Below are 22,927 nucleotides of genomic sequence, written 5' to 3' on the forward strand. Positions count from 1 at the left end.
AACACAGTCAAAACCCTCACGGAGGATCCCATGTTCGACCTTACCGGCAAGACCGCGCTGATCACCGGCGCCTCGGGTGGCATCGGTGCCGAGGTGGCCCGTGCCTTGCACGCGGCAGGGGCCACGGTCACGCTGTCCGGAACCCGCATCGACCCGCTGGTCGCGCTCAAGGACGAGTTGGGTGAGCGTGCGCATTATGCCACCTGCAACCTTTCGGACAGCGCCTCGGTCGAGGAACTGCCCAAGGCGGCGGCCGAGCTGATGGGCGGGCGCGTCGACATTCTGGTCAACAATGCCGGCATCACCCGCGACAATCTGTTCATGCGGATGTCGGATGACGAATGGCAATCGGTGCTGGATGTGAACCTGACCGCCAGCTTCCGGCTGATGCGCGGCGTGATGCGCGGCATGATGAAGGCGCGCTGGGGCCGCATCGTATCGGTCACGTCCATCGTCGGGGTCACCGGCAATCCGGGGCAGGGCAATTATGCCGCCTCCAAGGCCGGGCTGATCGGCATGTCCAAATCCCTGGCGCAAGAGGTGGCCAGCCGCGGGATCACCGTCAACTGCGTGGCGCCGGGCTTTATCGCCACGGCGATGACCGACAAGCTGAACGACGAGCAGAAAGGCCGCATCCTGCAACAAATCCCCGCCGGGCGGATGGGCGATGCGCGGGAAATCGCCGCCGCCGTTCTTTATCTTGCAAGCCCGGAAGCCGCTTATGTTACAGGGGCGACACTTCATGTGAATGGCGGCATGGCCATGGTGTAACCATGCCGCAGGGCGGCGGAAACAGTTTGCGGCGCCCGGCGAACATGCTATAGCCCTGCCGGATCGCAGGTGACTCCCCGGAGTTGCAATCACCGGCCCTGCGGACGATATGGGACAGACAGCGGGCGCGGCCCGCCCTAGAGAGGAAGAACCATGAGCGACATCGCGGACCGCGTGAAGAAGATCGTTGTCGAACACCTTGGCGTCGAAGAAGACAAGGTTGTCGAGAACGCCTCGTTCATCGACGATCTGGGCGCGGACAGCCTTGACACGGTTGAACTCGTGATGGCCTTCGAGGAAGAATTCGGGATCGAAATCCCGGATGACGCTGCCGAGACCATCCAGACCTTTGGCGATGCGGTGAAGTTCATCACCGAAGCTTCGGCCTGAGACAAGCGGGTCGCTTGACCTGACAGGGCGCCCCCAGCGGGGCGCCTTTTGCGTTTGCATGGGGCCGTAGGCCGGGCCAGGGCTTGGCGGGCAGGGGCCTTTCCGCGCCCCTTTGCATGACGCCTGCGCACGCCGTGCCGTCAAAGGACAGGTCTGTCAGAGCGAATGAGGACAGGCCGGGGCAGCGATCCTGCGGCCCCGGCCCGTCCTGCCTGCGTCACGCCGTTTGTGGGGGCGGCGGGGCGGCACATCGCCGCCCGGCGCGGTGTTGTGGCAATCGGCCACAGGGCGCTATTCTGCGGCCGCGGTCAGGGTCTTGGTCGGTGGGTGCAATGTCTGTTCCACCCGATCCAGACGCGCGGCAAGGCCCGCCCGTTCGGCATCGGCTTCGACCACGCGGCGCGAAAGCTCTTCGGGGGGCAGGGTTTCGGCCTCGGCCTCCCTGGGGCCGATGATGCCACTGAACAGCCGCGCGATCAGGCGCGAGAGGTCGTCCATGATCAGGTAGAAGGCCGGGACGACAACCAGGCTGAGCACGGTAGAGACAATGATGCCGCCGATCACCGCCGTGGCCATCGGCGCGCGGAATGCCCCGCCTTCCCCGACGCCAAGCGCCGAAGGCAGCATTCCTGCCGACATGGCGATCGAGGTCATCACGATGGGCTGGGCGCGCTTGTGCCCGGCCTCGATGACCGCTTTCAGCCTGTCCAGCCCCTGATTGCGCATCTCGATGGCAAAGTCGATCAGCAGGATGGCGTTCTTGGTGACGATCCCCATCAGCATCAGCATTCCGATCAACACCGGCATCGACAGCGCCGAATTGGTCAGGATCAGCGCCGCCGCCACCCCGCCGATGGCCAGCGGCAGCGACAGCAGGATGGTGAAAGGTTGGATCACCGATTTGAACAGCAGGATCAGCACCGACAGCACGAACAGCAGACCCATGATCATGGCATTGCCAAAGCTGACCATCAGTTCGTCCTGGATTTCGGCGTCGCCCGCCTTGGCCACCCGCACCGATGCCGGCAATTCCACCCCGCTGACAAGTTCCATGAAACGGTCGGTTGCAGTGCCAAGTGCCACGCCCACCGGCAGATTCGCCCCGATGGTGGCGCGGCGTTCGCGGTTCATCCGGTCGATCAGGGCCGGGCCTTGCGAAATGGTGATGTCGGCCACGGCCAGCAGCGGCACCGAGACCCCCGCGCCATTGGTCACGCGCAGCGCGCCGATCCGGGCAATGTCGGATCGCGCAACATCGTTCAGCCGGACGCGGATCGGCACCTGACGGTTGTCGATCGACAGTTTCGCCAGCGCGGCATCCTGATCGCCGATGGTGGCGACGCGGACCGCTTCGGCAATCGCGGCGGTGGTGATGCCCAGCCGCGCCGCTTCGTCAAGCCGGGGGGTGATCTGGAGTTCCGGCCGTGGCAGTGCACCTTCGGACGACACATTGGCCAGCAGCGGATCGCCGGACAGCGCCTCCTCCAGTCGCCGCACCGCCTCGGACAGATCGGCCTCGTTCTGCGACAGGATGGAATAGGAGATGTCGCGTTCGCCGCGGTCGTTCAGCTTGATCGAGCGGGAATCGGGGATCTGGGCCAGCCGGTCGAAGATCTCGGCCTCGATCACATTCTGCGGGCGGATGCGTCCGTGGCTCTCCATGGCCGGGATCATGTGGCCGACCAATGGCAGGCCCTGCGCAACGGTGCTCAGCCGGTAGCTCAGCCGGTGGTCCAGCCGTTCCAGAACCACGGTGATCGAGGCGCGGCGCACGTCCATGTCACCTTTGGGCGAGGCGCCGCCCAGAACATAGATGCTCTCGATCCCTTCGACATCGGCGATGGCGCGCACCATTGCAGAGGTGGTGCGGTCGGTTTCCTCAAGCGTGGTGCCGGGGGGCAGTTCGACGCTGACCGAGATGCGGCTGACATCCTCGGGGGGCATGAAGGCGCCGGGTACCTTGAGCATGAAATGCACCGAGATGATCAGCACCACGATGCCGGTGAGCAAGGTCAGATAGCGCGCGGGGATCCACAGCAGGCGGCCCGAGGTCGAGGTGCGGACAAAGCGCAGATAGCCGCGCATGATCAGCCCGTCCTTGTGGTCGTCGTCATGGGCGGCGTCCTTGTCGCGCATCAGATAGGCGGCCATCATCGGCGTGATCAGCCGCGCGACCAGCAGCGAGAAGAACACCGAGATCGCCACCGTCATGCCGAACTGCCGGAAATACTGCCCCGGAATCCCTGGCATGAAGCTGACGGGGGCAAAGACCGCGATGATGGTGAAGGTGGTGGCGATGACGGCAAGGCCGATTTCGTCGGCGGCCTCCATCGCGGCGCGGAACGGGGTCTTTCCCATGCGGATGTGCCGGGCGATGTTTTCAACCTCGACGATGGCATCGTCAACCAGAATGCCGGTCGCCAGGGTGATCGCCAGAAAGGACACGAGGTTCAGCGAAAACCCCAGCAGGTCCATCACCCAGAAGGTCGGCACCGCCGACAGCGGAAGTGCCACCGCAGCGATCAGCGTGGCCCGCCAGTTGCGCAGGAAGGCAAAGACCACCAGCACGGCCAGCAAGGCGCCTTCCATCAGGGTGTGCAGCGCGCTTTCATAGTTGCCATAGGTATAGAACACCGTGTCATCGACCAGCGAGATTGCCACGTCGGGGTGTTTCTCGCGCAGCAGGTCCAACTGTTTGCCGACCGTCTCGGCGACCGTGACCTCGGAGGCGCCCTTGGCGCGGTAGACCGCGAATGTCACCACCTGATCGCCGTTGAAGCGTGAAAAGCTGCGCAGTTCCTCGTAGGTGTCCCTGACCTCGCCCAGATCGGACAGGCGCACATGGCGCCCGCCACCGACGGCGATGGTGGTCTGTGCCAGTTTCTCGACGGTGTCGGCGTTGCCAAGGGTGCGGATCGCCTGTTCGCTGACGCCCACTTCGGCGCGGCCTGCACCAAGGTTGGTATTGGTCAGGCGCAACTGCTGGCTGACCGCCTGGGCGGTTACGCCCCAGCTGTTCAGCTTGACCGGATCAAGCTCGATACGGATCTCGCGGTCGGCGCCGCCATAGCGGTCGATCCGGCCGATGCCGGGTTGGCCCTGAAGGGCGCGCTTGACGGTATCCTCGACGAACCAGCTCAGTTCCTCGATGGTCATGTCGGGGGCCGACACCGCAAAGGACTGGATCGGCGCCCCTTCGACGTCGATCCGGGCGACCACGGGGTCATCGGCGCTGGCGGGCAGGTTGCCGCGAATCCGGTCGATGGCATCCTTGGTGTCCTGCACCGCCTTGTCGGTCGGGATCTCGATGCGGAATTCGACCGAGGTGGTGGACACGCCGTCCGTGACCTTGGAATAGATGTTCTTGACCCCGGCGATCCCGGCGACGGCATCCTCGATTTCCTTGGTGATCTGGCTTTCCATCTCGACCGGCGAGGCGCCGGTCTGCGGGACGGTGACAGAAACCAGCGGCACGTCGATGTTGGGAAAGCGCGTGATCGGCAGGGTGTTGAACGAATTCCACCCCAGCAGCATCAGGATCACAAAGGCCAGGATCGGGGCGACAGGGTTGCGGATGGCCCAGGCGGAAAAATTCATGGCGCCCTCAGTTGGTTGCGGCCAGAACCGGGTTGACCCGGTCGCCATCGCGCACAAAGGCGCCTGCCTTGGTCACAACGCGGTCGCCGCCGGTCAGGCCCGACACGATCTCGACCATGCCGCCGTCGCGGATGCCGGTTTCGACCGTCACGCGGGACACATGGCCCTGCGCATCGACCCGCATCACGGTTGCCCCGGCAGGGTCCGTGCTGACTGCGGTGACAGGCACGGCCAGGCCCATGCGCCGCGCCACCAGGATTTCGGCATCGGCAAACATGCCGGAAACCAGGATGCCGGGCTCCTCCAGCCGGATCCGGGCATGGCCCAGCCGCGTGGCCTGATCAACCGTCGGTTCGACCAGACGCACCGTGCCGGACAGCACCCGCGACGCACCGGCGACGCGCAGTTGCGCCGTTTGCCCCGGTGCGATGCGGATCAGGTCGCGCTCTGCCAGTTCTACCCGCAGCTCCAGCGCGCCGTCGCGCATCAAGGTGAACATCGGCTGACCTGCGGCCGATGCGATGGCGCCGACCTGCGCGTTGCGGGCCACGATCGCCCCGGCCACCGGGGCCACCACATCGGTCCGGTTGAGGTTGAGTTCGACATTCGCCAACTGGGCCTCGGTGCTGGTCAACTGCGCCCGCGCGGCTTCAAGCGACTGGCGGGCCACGGTGACACGGGCCGTCGCGGCCATGGCACTGGTCTGCGCCTGATCCAGCGCGGCCTGGCTGGCATTGCCACCCTCGCGCAGGGCGCGGGCACGATCGGCGACCCGCCGTGCTTCGTCCGAGGAGGCTTCGGCCTCCAGCACCTGCGCCTCGGCCTGGGCCACGGTGGCGCGGGCCGCCGCGACAGAGGCCAGCAACTGGCTGCGGTTCAGGTCAAGCGTGGTCTTGGACAGCCGCGCCAGCACCTGGCCCTCGGCCACCCGGTCTCCGACATCGGCAAGCAGCGCGTCAATCGGCTGGCCTTCGATCAGGGGCGCCACCTGAACGGTTTCCAGCGCCTGCACCAGCCCGCCCGCAAAGATGCGGTCGGACAGCGATGCCACCTTGACCGGCGACACGGTGATCGCGGGCAGCACCGGGGCCGGTGCCCCGGCGGCCAGCGCGGTTGCGGTTTCGGCCAGCACGGCCTGCGGGGCGTGCCCCACAGTGGCCATGACAAGAACAAGCGCGATACTGGGAATGGAACGGGGTGTCATGTGCGGGATGTCTCCGGGCGGGCGGCGGCGACCTCGTCGAGCAGGCTGTCGATCTGGCGCAGGATCAGGACGGTCAGGGCCTCGCCATCGACATCGCCGATGCGCAGGCGCGTGGTGCAGGCCTTGACCAGCAGCACGATCAGGCGGGCATGGGCGGCAAACCGCTGCCAGGCCGTATCGAAATCCAGCCCGGTGGCCGTGCCGAAGGCGCGGACCAGGTAGGTGGTTATCTCGCGTTCCACACGTCCCACGACGATGGCCAGTTCGGGTTTGCGCAAGGCGGCGGCGGTGATCTCGGCCCGCAACGGGGCATCGGTGCACATTTCGGCATAGTTGCGCACCCGTTCCGCCAGGGCGATCCGCAATGTGGCCAGCGGATCGGGCGCCGAGGCGACGCGGGCGAAATGCGCCTCGACATCTTTCAGATCATGGCGGATCAGTTCCTCGACCATGGCGGCCTTGGACGGGAAATAGCGGTAGAAGTTGCCGACGCTCATGCCCGCAGCCCGCGCCAGTTCCTGCATCGACGCGCCATCGAACCCCTTTTCGGCAAAGACATGCCGCACCGCATCGAGGATCTCTGCCTCGCGCGGGGTGGGAGGCTGGGCCTGGGCGTCAAGCGGCGCAAGATGGGTCATTGGGCAGGGCACCCTTTGGGGCGGGAGTGAACGTTCATTCACACGCAGATGGATCCGAACCGGACCCCCGTCAAGGGCTGGACTCCTGCATTTTCCGGGGCTGTGGCGAAATGCTGCGGCGGTGCTGCATTTTTCGCCACCTGTCAGGCCGAACCGGCGTATGGTCGGGCGATCCGTAAGGCGATCAGGCGCGGGGCACGCCTGCGCCGCTGGGCGACGGGGGCCGCAAGGGGCGGCAGACAAGAAGGGGCCGCACATGACCACAGGCATTCATCACGTCACCGGGCTGACTGCGGACGCGCAGGCGAATGTCGATTTCTATGCCGGATTCCTCGGGCTGTCGCTGGTCAAGCAAACCGGCGGCTACGAGGATGCCGAGCAGTTGCACCTGTTTTGGGGCGATGCCGCGGGCAGCCCCGGTACTCTGGTCAGCTTTCTGGTCTGGCCGATGGCGGGGCGCGGGCGCACCGGGCTGGGGCAGGTGTCGGAACTGGCGCTGCGCGTGCCGGTGGCCAGTATCGGCGACTGGCTGACGCGCGCCCTGTCGGCGCATGTGCCGGTGCACGGGCCGGTGCGGGAATTCGGCGAGCCGGTGCTGCGCCTGACCGACCCGGACGGGATGATCGTCAAGCTGGTGGGTGTCGGCGACGGGCCGATGCGGATCCGGGGCGTGACCATCCTGACCGATACACCGCAAGAGACGGCCAGCTTCCTGACGCGGTTCGGCTATCGTGCCGCAGCGGTCGAAGGCCCGTTCCAGCGCATGGAATCGCAAAGCGATGTGGTGGATCTGCGGGCCTCGGCGGGTTTTGTGCCCTCTATCCCCGGCGCGGGTGTGGCCGACCATGTGGCGTTCCGCGCCCCGGATGCGGCAGCGGTCCGGGCCATGCGGCTTGCGCTGAAGGATCATGGGCCGACCCAGGTGCATGACCGCAAGTACTTCCTGTCGCTGTATGTGCGGGAACCGGGGCACACACTGATCGAATATGCCACCGATGGCCCCGGCATGGCGGTGGATGAACCCGCCGACCGGCTGGGCCGGATCCTGATGATTCCGCCCGAGGCGGCGGGGCGGGCCGACGACCTGCGGGTCATGCTGCCGCAATTCGCCTTGCCGGGCGAGGAGCGGTTTCCGATGCGCGATCTGCCGTTCGTCCACCGTTTCCATCGCCCGCAGAACCCGGACGGATCGACGCTTGTGCTGCTGCACGGAACGGGCGGCAACGAGGCGGATCTGATGCCGCTGGCTCACCAGATCGCGCCGCGTGCCACGTTGCTGGGGGTGCGTGGCCGGTCCACCGAGGAAGGGGTGAACCGCTGGTTCCGCCGCTTTGATGCCACGCGCTATGATCAGCAGGATATTTCCTTTGAATCCATGGCGTTCGCGGCATTTGTTGCAGAGGCGGTGAAAGGCTACGGGCTGGATCACGCGAGAATGGCGTTTGTTGGATACTCCAATGGAGCCAATATATTGGCGGCGATTCTTCAACTTCGTCCCGGCGTTGTCCGCACGGCCGTCCTGCTGCGAGGGCTGCAACCGCTGGAAGATCCGCCCGCGCCCGACCTGACCGGCACGCGCGCGCTGATGCTGACCGGGGCCGAGGATCCCTATGGCCGTCTCGCGCCGCCGCTGGAAACCGCCCTGCGCGCGGCGGGGGCCGAGGTGACTGCGCAGGTGCTGGCCGCAGGGCATGAGCTGACGCGCGAGGACGCCACCCTTGCCGCCCGCTGGTTGGCGGCGGCGCCATATCCGGCCGAGGGCTGAACTGCGGCGCGGAAGGCGGCGTGCGCTGCATCTCCCGCACCGCGCGCCTCTGGAGCAGGCCAGGGCGTGGAACGTGTCAGGGGGGATCGGCGTTGACCCCGACAGTATGCGCGCAGGCAGGCGCGGCGCAGATCGGGACGTGTTTCAGGGCGAGGAGGACATCATGGAATTGCAGGGGATCCATCATCTGACGGCAATCACCGCAAATGCCAGCGGCAACAAGCGGTTCTACACCGAAACACTGGGGCTGCGGCTGGTGAAAAAGACGGTCAACCAGGACGATACCAGCGCGTGGCATCTGTTCTATGCCGATGGGCTGGCCAGTCCGGGGACCGACATCACCTTTTTCGACTGGCCGACGGGGCCGGAGCGGCGGGGCAGCCGGTCTGTTGTCTGCACCGGCCTGCGCGTGGCCCCTGACAGTCTGGACTGGTGGGCCGACCGGCTGCGCAAGGCCGGACTGGCGCAGGGCGACAGGGGCGTTCTGGACGGTCGCGCATCGCTGGAGTTCGAGGACCCCGAAGGTCAGCGCCTGCGGTTGGTGGCTGATGCGGCGGGACCGGCCCATCCCTGGCACGGCAGTCCGGTCCCGCCCGAGCATCAGATTCGCGGGCTGGGGCCGGTCACGCTTTCGGTGAACGATCTGGCGCCGACACGCAGGGTGCTGGAAACCGTGATGAACATGCGGGAGGTGCGGGCCTACGATCTGGCGGATGCCGCCGTCCATGTGTTCGAGATGGGGCCGGGTGGCGCGGCGGCCGAGGTGCATGTCGCAGTGCATCCCGGCCTGCAACGGGCGCGGCAGGGCGCGGGCGGCGTGCATCACGTCGCCTTTCGCACACCGGATGCTCAGGGGATCCGGGCCTGGGCGGAACGGCTGGCCGCGCAAGGGATCCAGTCGTCGGGCGAGATCGAGCGGTATTACTTCCGCAGCCTGTATTTCCGTGAACCGGGCGGAACCCTGTTCGAAATCGCCAGCGACACGCCCGGCTTTACGGTGGACGAGCCGCTGGACAGCCTGGGCGAGCGCTTGTCGCTGCCGCCATTTCTGGAACCACAGCGGGCGCGGATCGAGGCGGGGTTGAAGCCGATCGACTAGCTTTTGAACGCCCAGCTCCCCTCGCCCAGTGCCGGTGCGGCCTTTTCCGTGATCAGCGGGCTGCGCGAAAAGCGGATCGGGCTGCGCAGGCCGGGGATGCCTTCGGGTTCGACGCGCATCGCGCGGGCGGCGACCTGCGGGTCGTCCAGCGCCTCGGCCACGGTGTTGATCGGGCCTGCGGGGACGCCGGCCTTGTCCAGCAGGGCAATCAGCGCGGCGCGGGGATGGGTCTGTGTCCGGTCCGTCAGCAGCGGGATCAGCGCATCGCGGTTGGCCACGCGCGCGGGGTTGGTGGCATAGGGGGGCGCGACGCTCAGATCCTCGCAGCCCAGCACACGGCACAGGGCGGCGAATTGCCGGTCGTTGCCACAGGCGATGATCAGATGGCCATCGGCGGCAGGAAACACCTGATAGGGCACAATGTTCGGATGGGCGTTGCCTAGGCGGGTCGGCACCATGCCACCCAGCAGGTAGTTCGTTGCCTGATTGGCCAGCACGGCGACGCCGGTATCCATCAGCGACAGATCCAGGTGCTGCCCAAGGCCAGACCGGGCACGCTCTGCCAGCGCCGCCTGCACGGCGATCACGCCATAGAGCCCGGTGAACACGTCGATCCAGGCCACGCCGACCTTTTGCGGCTCGCCCGAGGGGTCGCCGGTCAGATCCATGATGCCGCTCAGTCCCTGCACCATGAAGTCATATCCGGGCTGCGCCGCGCGCGGCCCGGTCTGGCCAAAGCCGGTGACAGAGGCATAGATCAGGCCGGGATTGCGGGCCGAGAGCGTGGCATGATCCAGCCCGAACTTGCGCAGGCCGCCGAGTTTGAAATTCTCGATCACCACATCGGCGCTGTCGATCAACTGCCCGAGGCGGGCCAGATCGCTGGCATTGCCGAAATCGCAGGTGACGGAGGTCTTGCCGCGATTGGCCGCGTGGAAATAGGCCGCGACCCGCTCGGTCGTGCCATCGGCGCGCGGGCGGTCGATGAAGGGAGGGCCCCAGCGGCGGGTGTCGTCGCCTTCGGGCGCCTCGACCTTGATCACCTCGGCGCCAAGATCGGCCAGGGTCTGGCCGATCCAGGGGCCAGCCAGGATGCGGGCCAGTTCGACGACCTTGAGGCCCTTGAGCGGAGCATCGTTCATGTCAGGGGATCCTTTGGCAAGAAGCGCAGCGCGGCACGGGCGACCAGCACGGCCAGCACGATGCGCACCAGATGATGCAGGGTGACATAGACTGCCGACAGGTGCAGCGAGATGGCGACCAGCGCCATTTCACTGATCCCGCCGGGGGCAAAGGCCAGGATGACCGCCGAGGCGGGTTCGCTGACCGGCCCCGACAGCAGCAGCGCAATGCCAAGTGCCAGCAGCAACGAGGCGGCGATGGCCACCACCGACAGGCGCATGGCCAGCCACAGGCGGCGCGGCTCCAGCCCGGCAAAGCGCGTGCCCAGGGATGTGCCCACCACCCACTGGGTCAGCACGATCATCCAGCCGGGCGGCGCAGCCGCCGTCAAGCCCGAGGCATGGGCCAGCGCCGACAGCAGCAACGGCCCCGACAGCACCGCCGCCGGAAGGCCCAGCCGCTGCGCGCCCAGATAGCCCAGCACCCCCGAAGCCGTCAGGATGGCCACATCCCTCAACGTCAGGGTGACATCGGCGCCGGGCATGGCACTGCCCGATCCGCTGCCGACGGCATGGCCGGTGACCAGCGAAAACAGCAGCGGCACCAGGACGATGCACAGGATCAGGCGCAGGAATTGCAGCATGACCAGCATCTGCATTTCCGCCCCCCGCGCCTCGCCCATGTCCAGCGCCTCGATGAACCCGCCGGGCATGGCCGAAAAGAACGCGGTGGGCGGGTCGATCCGCCCAAGGCGGCGGTAGATGTGGTAAGAGACCCAGTGCGCCAGCGGAACAAAGGCGAATACCGCAAGGACAGTGGGCCACCAGTGCAGCGCCTGGCCCAGAAAGTCGGACGGAAAGCTGGCCCCGATCGCCACGCCGATGATGGGGATGAAGGCGTTGCGCCAATGCTGCGGAACGCCCGGCAGGGCGCCCAGAAGATGCACCCGTGTCGCGGCGGCCACCGCGACTGTCAGCATGGCGCCCAGCAGCACCCCCAGCGGCAGGCCCACCGCCCAACCGGCCAGCCCCCCCGCCGCGCCAAGCGCGAATGTGGCAAGCACCGGGGGCAGGCGGTGCCCCCGCATCAATCCGGTTCGCCAACTGGCCATGCGTCGTCCTTTTGGCGCGCAAGGCACCATCATCGGCAGGGAAGTGCAAGGGCTACCAGTGCGGAGGTTTCTGGTCGGCGAGCGGGATGGCATGGCTGCCATCCGCCTCGCGTTCGGCCTCGCGTTCCAGCAGCAGGCCGACGCGGCGTTTCAGCCGGTCGATCTCGCGGCCCTGCGCGGCGGTGACATCGGACAGATCCTCGACCGTGCGGGTCAGATGCGCGACAAGGGTTTCCAACTGGGTCAGGCGGGTGTCCATGACGGGCCTTTGATCTGGGGGCCCCGCGCGGGGCCCGTTGGATATGCGGTGGAACCTGGCGCCACGGCGCGGCCACCGGCCGCCGTGGCGCTGCCCCAGGATCAGCCCGGATCGGCGCCGATGCGGACCAGTTGCTTGCCGTCGTTCTTGCCTTGCAGCAGGCCCATGAAGGCGGCAGGGGCGGCGTCCAGCCCGTCGGCGATGGTTTCGCGCCATTTGATCTGGCCCGCAGCGACAAGGGGCTGCACTTCGGCCAGGAATTCGGGGGTATGGGCGTAGTGGTCAAAGACGATGAAGCCCTCGATCCGCAGGCGCCGGGTCAGGACGGTGCGCCAGACCGGGGGCAGGGGGGGAGGGTTGTCCACGCCGGAATACCAGGCGATCGTGCCGCAGACGGCGATGCGGCCATGGACATTCATGCGCGGGATCACCGCCTCCAGAGTCTTGCCGCCGACGTTTTCGAAATAGACATCGACGCCATCGGGCGCCGCCGCCTTGATCTGGTCCGACAGGGTGCGGGCATCGGGGGCGGCGCGGTGGTCAAGACAGACATGGCAGCCATACTCCTGCACCGCGCGGGCGCATTTGGCGGCCCCGCCGGCGACGCCGATTACCCGCATCCCCTTGCGTCGCGCCAGTTGCGCGGCAAGGCTGCCGACGGCGCCGGTCGCCGCCGAGACGACGATGGTTTCGCCCGGTTGCGCGGCGGCAATGCGGTTCAGCCCTGTCCAGGCGGTCATGCCCGGCATTCCCAGCACCCCCAGCCAGGCGGCCAGCGGTGCGGCGCCCGGTTCCACCCGCTTGACCTCGCGCGCGGGGACCAGCGCATGTTCGGCCCAGGGCATCAGTCCGTAGACCACATCGCCGGGCGCAAGCGACGGATCGCCCGAGGAGATCACCTCGGCCACGCAACCTGCATTCATCGGTGCGTCGATCTCGATGGGCGGCACGTAGGATTTTGCCGCGCTCATCCGTCCGCGCATATAGGGATCGAGCGACATCCAGATCACCCGTACCAGCACCTCGCCAGGGCCGGGATCGGCCAGGGTGGTGGGTTCGAGCCGGAAATTCTCGGGTCCGGGTTCGGCTTCGGGGCGCGAGGCCAGCACGATCTGGCGGGTTTGCTGGGTCATGGTCGGGTCTCCTCCGGGTTTTGCGGCAGCACCTTGCCGGGGTTCATCAGGTTCAGCGGATCAAAGGCGGACTTGACCGCCTGCATCATCTCCAGCACCAGCGGATCCTTGCGGCGCCGCATCGAGGCCAGCTTGGACAGGCCGATGCCATGTTCCGCGGAAAAGCTGCCATCCAGTTCCGCCACCACATCCTCGATGGCCGAGCGGATGGCGTCCAGCAGTTCGGGCGTCGCCGTGCTGGGAAAGACGGTGTAATGCAGGTTGCCGTCGCCCAGATGCGCCACTGTCAGATCGGTGGCGCCCGCGTCCAGCGCAGCAAGGCGCAGGGGCATCCGGTGCAGGAAATCCTGCACCCGGTCCAGCGGCACGCAGACATCGGTATCCACCAACGGCCCACGGGTCAGCGCCAGTTCCGCCGCCGCCTCGCGCCGTGCCCACATGGCGGCGCGCTGTGCCTCGGTCCGGGCGACAACGGCATCCAGTACGGCGCCCTCGTCCATCATGGCGGCGAGGGTTTCTTCCAGCAGATCCACAACGGGGATCGCGCCATCGGGGCGCGGCTCGGCGTCGCGCGGGGCCGTGGCGCCCAGTTCGACCAGAATCGTCACCTCATGCCGTTCGGCAAAGGGCTGGCCCAGATCGGGGCGCAACTGCGCCAGACGGTCCATATAGCCACCGGGCATGAATTCATAGGCTTCGACCAGCCCGCCCGTCACCTCTTGCAGCCGGTTCAGCAGCGTCAGCGCGGCCGCCAGCGATGGGGCAGCCAGCGTTGCGGTGGCATGGGCGCGCGGCGCAGGCACCAGTTTCATCGTGGCGGCGGTGATCAGGCCCAGCGTGCCTTCGGCACCGATGAACAGATCCTTGAGCGCATAGCCCGAATTGTCCTTGTGCAGTTCCTGCATCAGGTTCAGCACCCGGCCATCGGGCAGCACCACCTCCAGCCCCAGACACAGGCCACGGGTAGACCCATAGCGCAGCACGTTGGACCCGCCCGCATTGGTGGACAGCGCGCCGCCCAGCATGGCCGATCCGCGCGCACCGAACCACAGGGGCAACAGCAACCCGTGATCGGCCGCCGCGTCATGCAGCCGGGCCAGCACGACCCCCGCCTCGGCCACCACGACCCGCGCCTCGGGCTTGAGCGCGCGGATGCGGTTCAGCCGTTCCAGCGACAGCATCAACTGTCCAGGCGCCTTGGTGCCGCCGACCAGCCCGGTATTGCCCCCCACCGGCACCACGGGCACCCGCGCCTCATGGGCAAGCCGCATCACGGCGGCCACCTCTTGCGTGGTTCCGGGCCGCACCACGGCCAGCGGCGACCAGGTATAGCTGCCGGTCCAGTCGCGGCTGTGGCTTGCGGCGTCGGCACCGGCAAGTACATTGCCCGCGCCGACGATGGCGCGCAGACGGTCGAGCATCCTGTTTCCCCGCTTTGTCAATCGGCGGCATCCTTGCCGATCTGCGCGGCGGATGCCAGAGCCTCACTGACCCTGCGCGAGGTCCAGAAGCTCGATGACCTGCGGCCCCATGGCCTCGACGATCTTTGCCACGCCGTCGCGGTTGGGATGGATCCCGTCGGCCTGCATCAGGTCGCGCATCAGCGACAGATTGCTTTCCCCGCGAACCAGCGGCTTGAGAAACACCTCTCCCAGCAGCGCGCCATGCTTTTGCGCCAGTTCGGCGTACATGGTGTCAAAGGCCAGCTTGTATTCGGGGCCGTAATTGCCCGGCGCCTCCATCTGCATCAGCAGGACCGGCACGCCCTTGACCGCCGCCGCGGTCAGGATGCCGTCCAGATTGGCCTTGCTGCTGGCCGGGTCGATCCCGCGCAACAGGTCGTTGCCGCCCAGGGTCACGATCATGGCATCGGCGGGTTCGGCCAGCGTCCAGTCCAGCCGTGACAGCCCTCCGGCGGTCGTGTCACCCGAAACCCCCGCATTGTTGATCACCACGTCCCGCCCCTGATCGGCCAGCCATTTCGCCAGTTGCGGCACGAAACCATCGCCCTCGGGCAGGCCATAGCCTTGCGTCAGGCTGTCCCCAAGGGCAACAAGGCGTTGCGGTTCCGCAGCCACAGCCGTGGCGCCGAATGCCAGCGACAGGTTGAGAACCGCCAGCGCCGCCCCATATCGGACGGAACGGGCCACGGACAGGATGGATGTAATGGGCGACACGGTGCTTTCCTTGCGCGATGCGCGGCTGACGCTGGACGGCAATGCCGGGCCAGTGGAGATTCTGAAAGGCATCACGCTGGACGTGGCGCAGGGTGAAACGCTGGGATTGGTCGGGCCTTCGGGGTCGGGCAAGTCGTCTCTCCTCATGCTGATGGGCGGGCTGGAACGTGCCACCGGCGGGCAGGTGCTGGCGCTGGGCCAGGATCTGACGACGATGGACGAAGACCGGCTTGCCCGCTTTCGCATGGCCAATATGGGGGTGGTGTTTCAATCGTTCCACCTTATCCCGACCATGACCGCGCTGGAAAATGTCGCGGTGCCGCTGGAACTGGCTGGCGTGGCGGATGCGTTCGACCGTGCACGGGCCGAACTGGAGACGGTGGGGCTGGCGCATCGTGGCGGACATTATCCCGCGCAGATGTCGGGGGGCGAGCAACAGCGCGTGGCGCTGGCACGGGCCGCCGTGGTGCGGCCGCGCATCCTGCTGGCCGATGAACCGACCGGCAATCTGGACGGCGTGAACGGCGCCGCGATCATGGATCTGCTGTTCGGCCTGCGGGACCGGCATGGTGCCACCCTGGTCCTCGTGACTCATGCGCGCGAACTGGCCGACCGCTGCGACCGGGTCGTGCGGCTGGTGGATGGCATGGTGGCAGAGCCGGTGGCGGCCTGACCCCGAAGCCCCCGCAACACAGGGCGGACCACTCATGACCGACGACGGAAAACCGCAACCACGCCTTTTGTCCGGCGGAAACCCCCAGATCGCCAAGGGCTATGGCGAGGCGCCGGTCCGGGCCTGGCTTGCCGCCGCGCCGGGGTGGAAGGGCGATGTCTGCCTGCGCCTTGATGCGGTCATCAGCGCCACGGTTCCGCAGGTCTGCAAGGCGGTCAAGTGGAACTCGCCGCTGTACGGGATGGCACAGGGCGAATGGTTCCTGGGGCTGCATTGCCTGACCCGCTATGTGAAGGTTGCGTTCTTTACCGGCGCCGGTCTTGTGCCGCCGCCGCCCGTTGCCTCGAAACAGCCAGACGTGCGCTATCTGCATGTCTTCGAGGACGGGCGGCTGGACGAGGCGCAGGTGGCCGACTGGGTGGCACAGGCCAGCCGTGTGCCAGGCGTGCGGATGTAGCCTGCGCTCCTTGCGTCCGGGCAGGGCTCCCGCCGAACGGCTCTCCCGCCACGGTGGACGGCTGGGGTGGAGCCTGTCGCGCAAGAGACGCATTCCACGTTTGGGCCGCCCTCGCGACGCACGCGCCCTTGACTCGGGGGGCGGTTGGCCTATTCAGGGCGCACTTCGGTTCCGTCCGGGCCTGCCCGGCGGATGAAAAGGGAACGCGGTCCGGCCATCTGGCCAAATCCGCGGCTGCCCCCGCAACTGTAGGCGGTGAGCGACGGCCAGACACACCACTGGGGCATCCGCCTCGGGAAGGTTGGCCCAAGCGATGACCCGCAAGCCAGGAGACCTGCCGAGGTGATCACCTTTCCGACGCGCGGGGTGCGCGGACGGAGGCGGACTCCCGCCCATGGTGACGCATTCACCGTCGGCGGGAAGGGCAACCTTTCCAATGACTTGACGTCATACCGGGCCGATCCGGCCCAACGGAACAGGACTTGCCATGCCTCGTCAGGCCGTCTCTTTCATCACTTTGCTTGCCGCCGCGCCGCTGGCGCTGGCCAGCCCCCTTGCCGCCCAGGTCGTCACGCTGGACGAAATCGTCCTCAGCGCCAACCGGACCCCCGCCGAACTGGCACGCACCGGGCTTTCGGTGTCGGTCGTCACGGCCGAGGATCTGGAAAAGGCCGGTGATCTGCAACTGTCCGATTATCTGGCGCGTCTGCCGGGCGTCGGCGTGGTCCAGTCCGGGCCTGCGGGCACATCCGCCAACCTGCGCATCCGTGGCGCAGAGCCGCGCTATGTGGCGGTATATGTCGATGGAATCCGCGTCGACGATCCGACCGGGATCGCCAGCGAGTTCGATTTCGGCGCCATGTCAACGGCGGACATCGGCCGGGTCGAGGTGCTGCGCGGTTCGCAATCGGCGCTCTGGGGCAGCTCTGCCGTTGGCGGCGTGATCAATATCACCAGCCGCAAGGCGCTGAAGGACGGGCTGAGCCAGGAGGCCGCCATCGAGGGTGGCAGCTATGGCACGGTCGCCGGGCGCTATGGCCTGGGCTACAAGACCGACCGGGTCGAGACGCATTTCACCCTGTCGCATCGCCGCACCAAGGGGTTCTCGGCCTATGATACCCTGCCGCCGAACCCGGCGCTGGAACCCGACGGGATGGAGGCGACGCGGCTGTCCTTTGGCGCGCGCTACGCGCTGACCGATGCGGTGGCGCTGGGCGTTTCTGCATTCGCCCAGACGACCGAACATGACTATGACGGCTGGGGCGCCGATGCCGCGAATATCCAGAAGCGCAAGGAATGGGGCGCGCGGGTGTTCGGCGAATGGTCGGTGGGCAATTCCACCCATGTGCTGGATGTGACCCGCTATCGCATCTCGCGCGATCAGTTCGCCGCGGGCGTTCCGGATGGCAGTTTTACCGGCGTGCGCACCGGGCTGAGCTATCAGGGCACGACCGAGTTCTCGAATACGTTCACGCTGGTCTATGGCGCGGACAGCATGAAGGAAACCGCGTTCAACGCCTCGCTGCCCACCGGCGGCAGCACCCGAATTTCCGGCGTCTATGTGCAGGGGCTGTTCCGGCCCATCGACACGCTGGACATTTCGGCCAGCCTGCGGCGCGACGACAATTCGCGGTTTGGCGGCCACAGCAGCGGGCGTCTGGCGCTGGCCTGGCAGGCGGCACCGGGCCTGACGCTGCGTGGTGCGGCCTCGACCGGGTTCCGGGCACCGTCGCTTTACGAACAGTTTGGCGATCCGACTTGGGGTATCGCGGCCAATCCCGGCGTCGGCCCGGAGAAAAGCCGCAGCTTCGAGATCGGGGCGGATTATGCCATGGCAGGCGGGGCCTCGTTCGGGCTGACGCTGTTCCACATCGACGTGGACAATGCGATCACCTATTGCGGGGCCCGGGCCAGTGCCTGCGTGACACCGTTGCCGGGCGGGTTCACCAACCTCTACGAGAACGCGCCGGGCCGGTCCAAGCGGCGCGGGCTGGAACTGTCGGGCGCCCTGCCGCTGGGGGAACGCGCGGATCTGGGGCTGGCCTATACCTATACCGATGCGCGCAACCCCGCAGGTGCCCGCCTGGCCCGCGTGCCGCGCCATGCGCTGTCGCTGTCGCTGGATGGCAAGCTGTCCGAGCGGCTGACCGGCCAGCTTTCGCTGCGCCATTCGGCAGGGCGGACGGATGTGGCCGATTTCACCGTGGTGAATGCCGGGTTCAGCTATGCGCTGGGCGCCGATACCGCGCTGAGCCTGCGGGTCGAGAACCTGTTCGACAAGGCCTATCAGACCGTGCCCGGCTATGGCACCTCGGGCCGCGCGGTCTATGTCGGGCTGAAGACGAGCTTCTGACATGGCAAAATCCGGGGGTGCAGATGTGGCAAGGGGGACACTGCCCCCCAGGGCGCCGGGGGGACCGGCGCCTTGCCCCGGCCTATGGGGATCAGGGCGAAAGGGGATGCTCGCGATCCTTTTCGGCCTGATGACCGGGACGTCGGTCCTGGCTGCACCGCAGCGCGTGGTGTCGGTGAACCTGTGCACGGACCAGTTGGCAATGCTGCTGGCCGATCCGGGGCAACTGCTGTCGGTGTCCTATCTTGCGGCGGATCCGCGTGCCTCGGTCATGGTCGAGGCGGCGGCAGGCCGGGTGCTGAACCGCGGCGGCGCGGAAGAGGTGTTTCTGATGCGCCCCGATCTGGTGCTGGCCGGTACCTATACCGCGCGGGCCTCGGTCGATCTGTTGCGGCGGCTGGGGGTCGCGGTGGTGGAACTGCCGCCTGCAAACCGGCTGGCCGATGTGCCCGCGCATCTGCGCGCGGTCGGGGCGGCCCTTGGCCAGCAGGCGCGCGCCGAGGCGCTGGTGGCCGAGTTCAACGCCGGGCTGGAGGCCGTGCGCGTGCCGCAGGTTCCTTCGGTGACGGCGGCTTTTTATCATCCGAACGGCTATACCACGGGGGCCGGGACATTGGCCGATGACATCCTGTCGGTGACGGGCTTCATCAACGCGGGCGCGACTGCCGGGGTGACGGGCGGGGGGATCCTGCCGCTGGAACGGCTGGTGATGGTGGCGCCCGAGTTGATCGTCACCTCGGCCCCCTATCCGGGGGCATCGCGGTCCGAAGACATCCTGCGGCACCCGGCGCTGGAGGTGCTGCGCGCCAAGGCGGCGGCGCGGCGCATGTCGGATGCGGACTGGATCTGCGGCATTCCGCATATCCTGCGGGCGGTGGCCGGGATGGCCGCGGCGCACAAGGCCCTGACGCCATGAGGGTGATCCTGCCCCTGGCCGTGCTGGTGGTGGCCTTGTTCGCCGCCTCGTTGCTGATCGGTCCGGCTGCGATCGGGTTGCGCGCCTCGCTGCACGCCTTGGTGACGGGAGAGGGCGAGGCGGTGGTCCTGGTCATGCGCGAAATCCGCCTGCCGCGGGCCTTGCTGGGGCTGATGGTGGGCGCGGCGCTTGGGCTGTCGGGCGCGGCGATGCAGGGCTATCTGCGCAATCCGCTGGCAGAGCCGGGGCTGATCGGCGTGTCGCCTGCCGCATCGCTGGGCGCGGTGGTGGCCATGCAGACCGGGCTGGTGGCGATGTTCGCCCCGGCCTTGCCGCTGGCGGCCCTGCTGGGTGCGGGCCTGTCGGTGGCGTTGCTGTTCGTGCTGGCCGGGCCGGGCGGCGGGGCGCTGGCGCTGATCCTGGCGGGGGTGGCCTTGTCGGCGCTGGCAGGGGCGCTGACCTCGCTGGTGCTGAGCCTGTCGCCCAATCCGTTTGCAATGATGGAGATCGTGTTCTGGCTGATGGGGTCGCTGGCCGACCGCTCGATGCTGCATGTCTGGCTGGCCGCGCCGGTGATGGCGCTGGGGGTGGGGCTGCTGTGGCGCACGGGCCGGGGCCTTGATGCCTTGACGCTGGGCGAGGATGCGGCGGCCTCGCTCGGGATCCCGCTTGCGCGGCTGCGCGCGCAGGTGGTGCTGGGGGTGGCGGCGCTGGTCGGGGCGGCTACGGCGGTGGCGGGGGCGGTAGGCTTTGTCGGGCTGGTTGTGCCGCATCTGTTGCGGCCGCTGGTGGGCGGGCGCCCTTCGGCGCTGTTGCCGGTCTCGGCGCTGGGGGGGGCTGCGGTGGTGCTGGCGGCCGATATTGCCACCCGCGTCATCGCGCCGGACCGGGATCTGAAACTGGGGGTGCTGACCGCCATCGTGGGGGCGCCGTTCTTTTTCCGGCTGATCTGGCAGATGCGGCGGGGGGCGGAATGAGCTTGCTGGACCTGCGCGACCTGAGCGTGACCCGTGGCGCGGTGCCCGTGCTGTCGCGCATTTCGCTGGCGGTGGCCGCAGGCGAGTTTGTCGGGCTGGTCGGGCCGAACGGGGCCGGCAAGACCACCCTGTTGCGCGCGGCGCTCGGGTTGGTGGCGCATGAGGGATACGCCTCGCTCTCGGCCCTGCCGGGGATGGCGCGGGCGCGGCAGGCGGCGTTCTTGCCACAAACCCGCGAGGTCGCCTGGCCCGTCTCTGTTGCGGCGCTGGTGGGTTTGGGGCGGGTGCCGCATGGCCGCAAGATGCAGGCGCAGGACCATCAGGCGGTGGATCACGCCCTGCACCGGATGGATCTGGCCGAATTCCGCGCCCGCAATGTGCTGGAACTCTCGGGCGGGGAACTCGCGCGCGCCCTGATCGCCCGTGTTCTGGCGCAGGAGACCCCGCTGCTGCTGGCCGACGAGCCGGTGGCAGGGCTGGATCCGGCGCATCAGATCCGCACGATGCAGGTGTTCCGCGATCTGGCGGATCAGGGGCGCGGGGTCGTCGCCTCGGTCCATGACCTTGGGTTGGCGGCACGGCATTGCACGCGCCTTGTGGTGCTGTCGGGCGGGCGTGTCGTGGCCGATGGCGCGCCGATGCAGGTGCTCGATGATGCGACGCTGGCCACGGTGTTCGGCATCCGCGCCTTTCGCGCACAGTCCGATGGCCCGGTGCTGATGCCGCTGTCGGTGCTGCCATGATCCGCGTGACGCTGGAGCGCCCGTGGCTCGAGGCACGGCTGCCGCGCCCGATGCGGGCGCTGAGCTGGGCGCCGGTCGGCGGCGGCACCACCATGACCGACCGTGTTCTGTGGCGCGAGGTCAGGAATGCCGACCTGACCCCCGATTTCGATGCGCTCGGCTGGTTCGAGGCGGAAATGGCGCTGCGGGCGCCGGGGGCGGTCGGCCTGATGACATCGCGCGACATCGGCGGCTGGCACGAGGCCGTGGCGCAGGTCGAAGGCATCCGCGCCCATGCCCTTGCCACTGCGGGCCTCTCGAATGCCGAAGCGGTCGGGCGGCGCTTGCCCTGGCATTCGGCAGACTATGGCACGATCAACCTTCTGGTGGCGGTCGAGGGCGGCCTGACCGACACCGCCCAGCTTGAAGCGCTGAGCGTGGCCGTCCAGGCCCGGACCGCCGCGGTGATGGAAGGCGGGCTGCAACTCGCCACCGGGCTGGCAACCGGGACCGGCACCGATTGCGTGGTGCTGGCCTGCGATCCGGGCAGGATCCGTCACGCCGGGTTGCATACCGCAGTGGGCGAGGCGGTGGGCGCCGCCGCCCGCGCGGCCATGACGCGCGCCACGGCCGACTGGCTGGCATGGCGCGCCGCCAAGCGGCAGGAAAGGGACATCCACGATGTATGAACGGATCATCTGCCTGACCGATGAAACCGTCGAAACGCTGTATCTGCTGGGCCAGGACCACCGCATCGTCGGCGTCACCGGCTATGCCACCCGCCCGGCACGGGTGCGGCGCGAAAAGCCGCGTGTCTCGGCCTTCACCTCGGCCAATATCGGCAAGATCCTCGATCTGTCGCCCGATCTGGTGCTGACCTTCTCCGACCTCCAGGCCGATATCGTCGCCGATCTGGTGCGCGCAGGCGTGGCCGTCCATGCCTTCAACCAGCGCGACATTGCCGGCATCCTGTCGATGATCCGCACGCTGGGCGCCTTGACCGGCGCCATGGACCGCGCCGAGGAACTGGCCAGCGGCCACGAGGCTCGCATCCAGGCCCTGCGCGCCGATGCCCCCGACCGGCGCCCCCGCGTCTGGCTCGAAGAATGGGACGATCCGCTGATCTCGGGCATCGGCTGGGTGTCGGAACTGGTCGAGATTGCCGGCGGGCAGGACGTATTCCCCGAACTTGCCAGATGCAAATCCGCCCGCGACCGTATCGTCACCCCCGATCAGGTGGCCGCCCGCGCGCCCGAAATCATCATCGCCTCGTGGTGCGGCAAAAAGGTGGTGCCCGCCCGCATCGCGGGCCGTCCGGGGTGGCAGGCGTTGCCCGCCGTGCAGGCTGGCCGCATCCACGAGATCAAGTCGCCCATCCTGCTCTCGCCCGGCCCCGCCGTGCTGGGCGACGGGCTGGAGGCGATGGTGCGCCTGATGCGGCAGACCAGCACCTGAGCCCGGCTTGCCCGGCGCTGCCTGTTCATCTTGCCCCAAATACCCCCGCCGGAGGCAGCAACGGCCCCACCGGGTGCCGCGCCACAGGCAAAGGGCCGCCCTTGCGGA

At 67.9% G+C, this 22,927-nt stretch carries 21 protein-coding genes and 1 riboswitch; of the genes, 12 read left to right on the forward strand and 9 right to left on the reverse strand.

Translation table 11 applies throughout. The annotated features are described in order from the left end of the window. The first annotated feature begins 30 nt into the window (after positions 1-30). Positions 31-771: a 3-oxoacyl-[acyl-carrier-protein] reductase gene (gene fabG, locus BW970_RS00860; RefSeq protein WP_076527786.1), complete on the forward strand. Its 741-nt coding sequence runs from the start codon at positions 31-33 to the stop codon at positions 769-771. Positions 772-924: 153 nt separating this feature from the next. Further along, a complete protein-coding gene (locus tag BW970_RS00865) occupies positions 925-1,161 on the forward strand; it encodes an acyl carrier protein (protein ID WP_076527788.1) in 237 nt (78 codons plus the stop codon). A gap of 291 nt (positions 1,162-1,452) precedes the next feature. On the opposite strand, the gene BW970_RS00870 is transcribed toward BW970_RS00865, so the two are convergent. The 3 genes from BW970_RS00870 to BW970_RS00880 are packed head-to-tail and all read right to left on the reverse strand — an operon-like array spanning position 1,453 to position 6,600. Beyond that, positions 1,453-4,758 carry an efflux RND transporter permease subunit gene (locus tag BW970_RS00870; RefSeq protein ID WP_076527790.1) on the reverse strand — a complete coding sequence of 1,102 codons (3,306 nt, stop codon included), beginning with the start codon at positions 4,756-4,758 and terminating at the stop codon, positions 1,453-1,455. Positions 4,759-4,765: 7 nt separating this feature from the next. Further along, positions 4,766-5,962, reverse strand: a complete 1,197-nt coding sequence (locus BW970_RS00875) for an efflux RND transporter periplasmic adaptor subunit (RefSeq protein ID WP_083701081.1) — start codon at positions 5,960-5,962, stop codon at positions 4,766-4,768. Continuing rightward, complete coding sequence (locus tag BW970_RS00880) at positions 5,959-6,600, reverse strand: TetR/AcrR family transcriptional regulator (protein WP_076527792.1); 642 nt, start codon at positions 6,598-6,600, stop codon at positions 5,959-5,961. Before BW970_RS00880 ends, BW970_RS00875 begins: the two co-directional genes overlap by 4 nt. Before the next feature lie 256 nt (positions 6,601-6,856). Between BW970_RS00880 and BW970_RS00885 the strand changes: the two genes are divergently transcribed. Next, the gene (locus BW970_RS00885) at positions 6,857-8,365 is read left to right on the forward strand and encodes a VOC family protein (RefSeq protein WP_076527794.1); all 1,509 of its coding nucleotides are present in this window, start codon (positions 6,857-6,859) and stop codon (positions 8,363-8,365) included. A gap of 163 nt (positions 8,366-8,528) precedes the next feature. Then, positions 8,529-9,464: a ring-cleaving dioxygenase gene (locus BW970_RS00890; protein WP_076529101.1), complete on the forward strand. Its 936-nt coding sequence runs from the start codon at positions 8,529-8,531 to the stop codon at positions 9,462-9,464. Here BW970_RS00890 and BW970_RS00895 read toward each other — a convergent pair. The 6 genes from BW970_RS00895 to BW970_RS00920 all read right to left on the reverse strand — a co-directional run bounded on the left by BW970_RS00895 (position 9,461) and on the right by BW970_RS00920 (position 15,266). After that, positions 9,461-10,606, reverse strand: coding sequence for a CaiB/BaiF CoA transferase family protein (locus tag BW970_RS00895; RefSeq protein WP_076527796.1), 1,146 nt, complete (start codon positions 10,604-10,606; stop codon positions 9,461-9,463). The two genes, BW970_RS00890 and BW970_RS00895, sit on opposite strands and share 4 nt — an antisense overlap. Further along, on the reverse strand, positions 10,603-11,697 hold the full coding sequence (locus tag BW970_RS00900; RefSeq protein WP_159441409.1) for an AbrB family transcriptional regulator: 1,095 nt from the start codon (positions 11,695-11,697) through the stop codon (positions 10,603-10,605). Before BW970_RS00900 ends, BW970_RS00895 begins: the two co-directional genes overlap by 4 nt. 52 nt (positions 11,698-11,749) lie before the next feature. Beyond that, a complete protein-coding gene (locus tag BW970_RS00905) occupies positions 11,750-11,956 on the reverse strand; it encodes a SlyX family protein (protein WP_076527798.1) in 207 nt (68 codons plus the stop codon). A 101-nt stretch (positions 11,957-12,057) separates the two neighbouring features. Then, positions 12,058-13,089 (reverse strand): NADP-dependent oxidoreductase, encoded by a 1,032-nt coding sequence (locus BW970_RS00910; RefSeq protein ID WP_076527799.1) that lies wholly within the window; start codon positions 13,087-13,089, stop codon positions 12,058-12,060. Next, the gene (locus BW970_RS00915; RefSeq protein WP_076527802.1) at positions 13,086-14,510 is read right to left on the reverse strand and encodes an FAD-binding oxidoreductase; all 1,425 of its coding nucleotides are present in this window, start codon (positions 14,508-14,510) and stop codon (positions 13,086-13,088) included. Before BW970_RS00915 ends, BW970_RS00910 begins: the two co-directional genes overlap by 4 nt. 63 nt (positions 14,511-14,573) lie before the next feature. Continuing rightward, positions 14,574-15,266 (reverse strand): arylesterase, encoded by a 693-nt coding sequence (locus BW970_RS00920; protein ID WP_229740418.1) that lies wholly within the window; start codon positions 15,264-15,266, stop codon positions 14,574-14,576. Between BW970_RS00920 and BW970_RS00925 the strand changes: the two genes are divergently transcribed. The 8 genes from BW970_RS00925 (at position 15,256) to BW970_RS00960 (ending at position 22,819) form a co-directional block, all read left to right on the forward strand. Next, positions 15,256-15,939, forward strand: coding sequence for an ABC transporter ATP-binding protein (locus BW970_RS00925; protein WP_076527804.1), 684 nt, complete (start codon positions 15,256-15,258; stop codon positions 15,937-15,939). The two genes, BW970_RS00920 and BW970_RS00925, sit on opposite strands and share 11 nt — an antisense overlap. Positions 15,940-15,973: 34 nt before the next feature. Next, positions 15,974-16,396, forward strand: a complete 423-nt coding sequence (locus BW970_RS00930; RefSeq protein WP_076527806.1) for a DUF1801 domain-containing protein — start codon at positions 15,974-15,976, stop codon at positions 16,394-16,396. A gap of 149 nt (positions 16,397-16,545) precedes the next feature. Then, positions 16,546-16,752: riboswitch (cobalamin riboswitch) on the forward strand. Between the two features lie 131 nt (positions 16,753-16,883). After that, on the forward strand, positions 16,884-18,749 hold the full coding sequence (locus BW970_RS00935; RefSeq protein ID WP_076527809.1) for a TonB-dependent receptor plug domain-containing protein: 1,866 nt from the start codon (positions 16,884-16,886) through the stop codon (positions 18,747-18,749). A gap of 106 nt (positions 18,750-18,855) precedes the next feature. Next, positions 18,856-19,665: an ABC transporter substrate-binding protein gene (locus tag BW970_RS00940; protein ID WP_076527811.1), complete on the forward strand. Its 810-nt coding sequence runs from the start codon at positions 18,856-18,858 to the stop codon at positions 19,663-19,665. Further along, positions 19,662-20,642, forward strand: a complete 981-nt coding sequence (locus BW970_RS00945) for a FecCD family ABC transporter permease (protein WP_076527814.1) — start codon at positions 19,662-19,664, stop codon at positions 20,640-20,642. The genes BW970_RS00940 and BW970_RS00945 overlap by 4 nt, the downstream gene beginning before the upstream one ends. Beyond that, complete coding sequence (locus tag BW970_RS00950) at positions 20,639-21,385, forward strand: ABC transporter ATP-binding protein (protein ID WP_076527816.1); 747 nt, start codon at positions 20,639-20,641, stop codon at positions 21,383-21,385. Before BW970_RS00945 ends, BW970_RS00950 begins: the two co-directional genes overlap by 4 nt. Next, complete coding sequence (locus BW970_RS00955) at positions 21,382-22,053, forward strand: adenosylcobinamide amidohydrolase (RefSeq protein ID WP_076527818.1); 672 nt, start codon at positions 21,382-21,384, stop codon at positions 22,051-22,053. The genes BW970_RS00950 and BW970_RS00955 overlap by 4 nt, the downstream gene beginning before the upstream one ends. After that, positions 22,046-22,819: a cobalamin-binding protein gene (locus BW970_RS00960; RefSeq protein WP_076527820.1), complete on the forward strand. Its 774-nt coding sequence runs from the start codon at positions 22,046-22,048 to the stop codon at positions 22,817-22,819. Before BW970_RS00955 ends, BW970_RS00960 begins: the two co-directional genes overlap by 8 nt. Positions 22,820-22,927 lie beyond the last annotated feature (108 nt).

The organism is Gemmobacter megaterium (assembly GCF_900156815.1).
Taxonomy (GTDB): Bacteria; Pseudomonadota; Alphaproteobacteria; order Rhodobacterales; family Rhodobacteraceae; genus Wagnerdoeblera; species Wagnerdoeblera megaterium.

Coding starts and splice junctions, on each gene's coding strand:
- BW970_RS00885 (WP_076527794.1), top strand. CDS start 6,857: ATGACCACAGGCATTCATCACGTCACCGGGCTGACTGCGGACGCGCAG.
- fabG (WP_076527786.1), top strand. CDS start 31: ATGTTCGACCTTACCGGCAAGACCGCGCTGATCACCGGCGCCTCGGGT.
- BW970_RS00910 (WP_076527799.1), bottom strand. CDS start 13,089: ATGACCCAGCAAACCCGCCAGATCGTGCTGGCCTCGCGCCCCGAAGCC.
- BW970_RS00880 (WP_076527792.1), bottom strand. CDS start 6,600: ATGACCCATCTTGCGCCGCTTGACGCCCAGGCCCAGCCTCCCACCCCG.
- BW970_RS00905 (WP_076527798.1), bottom strand. CDS start 11,956: ATGGACACCCGCCTGACCCAGTTGGAAACCCTTGTCGCGCATCTGACC.
- BW970_RS00875 (WP_083701081.1), bottom strand. CDS start 5,962: ATGACACCCCGTTCCATTCCCAGTATCGCGCTTGTTCTTGTCATGGCC.
- BW970_RS00895 (WP_076527796.1), bottom strand. CDS start 10,606: ATGAACGATGCTCCGCTCAAGGGCCTCAAGGTCGTCGAACTGGCCCGC.
- BW970_RS00870 (WP_076527790.1), bottom strand. CDS start 4,758: ATGAATTTTTCCGCCTGGGCCATCCGCAACCCTGTCGCCCCGATCCTG.
- BW970_RS00865 (WP_076527788.1), top strand. CDS start 925: ATGAGCGACATCGCGGACCGCGTGAAGAAGATCGTTGTCGAACACCTT.
- BW970_RS00960 (WP_076527820.1), top strand. CDS start 22,046: ATGTATGAACGGATCATCTGCCTGACCGATGAAACCGTCGAAACGCTG.
- BW970_RS00900 (WP_159441409.1), bottom strand. CDS start 11,697: ATGGCCAGTTGGCGAACCGGATTGATGCGGGGGCACCGCCTGCCCCCG.
- BW970_RS00950 (WP_076527816.1), top strand. CDS start 20,639: ATGAGCTTGCTGGACCTGCGCGACCTGAGCGTGACCCGTGGCGCGGTG.
- BW970_RS00955 (WP_076527818.1), top strand. CDS start 21,382: ATGATCCGCGTGACGCTGGAGCGCCCGTGGCTCGAGGCACGGCTGCCG.
- BW970_RS00935 (WP_076527809.1), top strand. CDS start 16,884: ATGCCTCGTCAGGCCGTCTCTTTCATCACTTTGCTTGCCGCCGCGCCG.
- BW970_RS00940 (WP_076527811.1), top strand. CDS start 18,856: ATGCTCGCGATCCTTTTCGGCCTGATGACCGGGACGTCGGTCCTGGCT.
- BW970_RS00915 (WP_076527802.1), bottom strand. CDS start 14,510: ATGCTCGACCGTCTGCGCGCCATCGTCGGCGCGGGCAATGTACTTGCC.
- BW970_RS00945 (WP_076527814.1), top strand. CDS start 19,662: ATGAGGGTGATCCTGCCCCTGGCCGTGCTGGTGGTGGCCTTGTTCGCC.
- BW970_RS00930 (WP_076527806.1), top strand. CDS start 15,974: ATGACCGACGACGGAAAACCGCAACCACGCCTTTTGTCCGGCGGAAAC.
- BW970_RS00925 (WP_076527804.1), top strand. CDS start 15,256: ATGGGCGACACGGTGCTTTCCTTGCGCGATGCGCGGCTGACGCTGGAC.
- BW970_RS00890 (WP_076529101.1), top strand. CDS start 8,529: ATGGAATTGCAGGGGATCCATCATCTGACGGCAATCACCGCAAATGCC.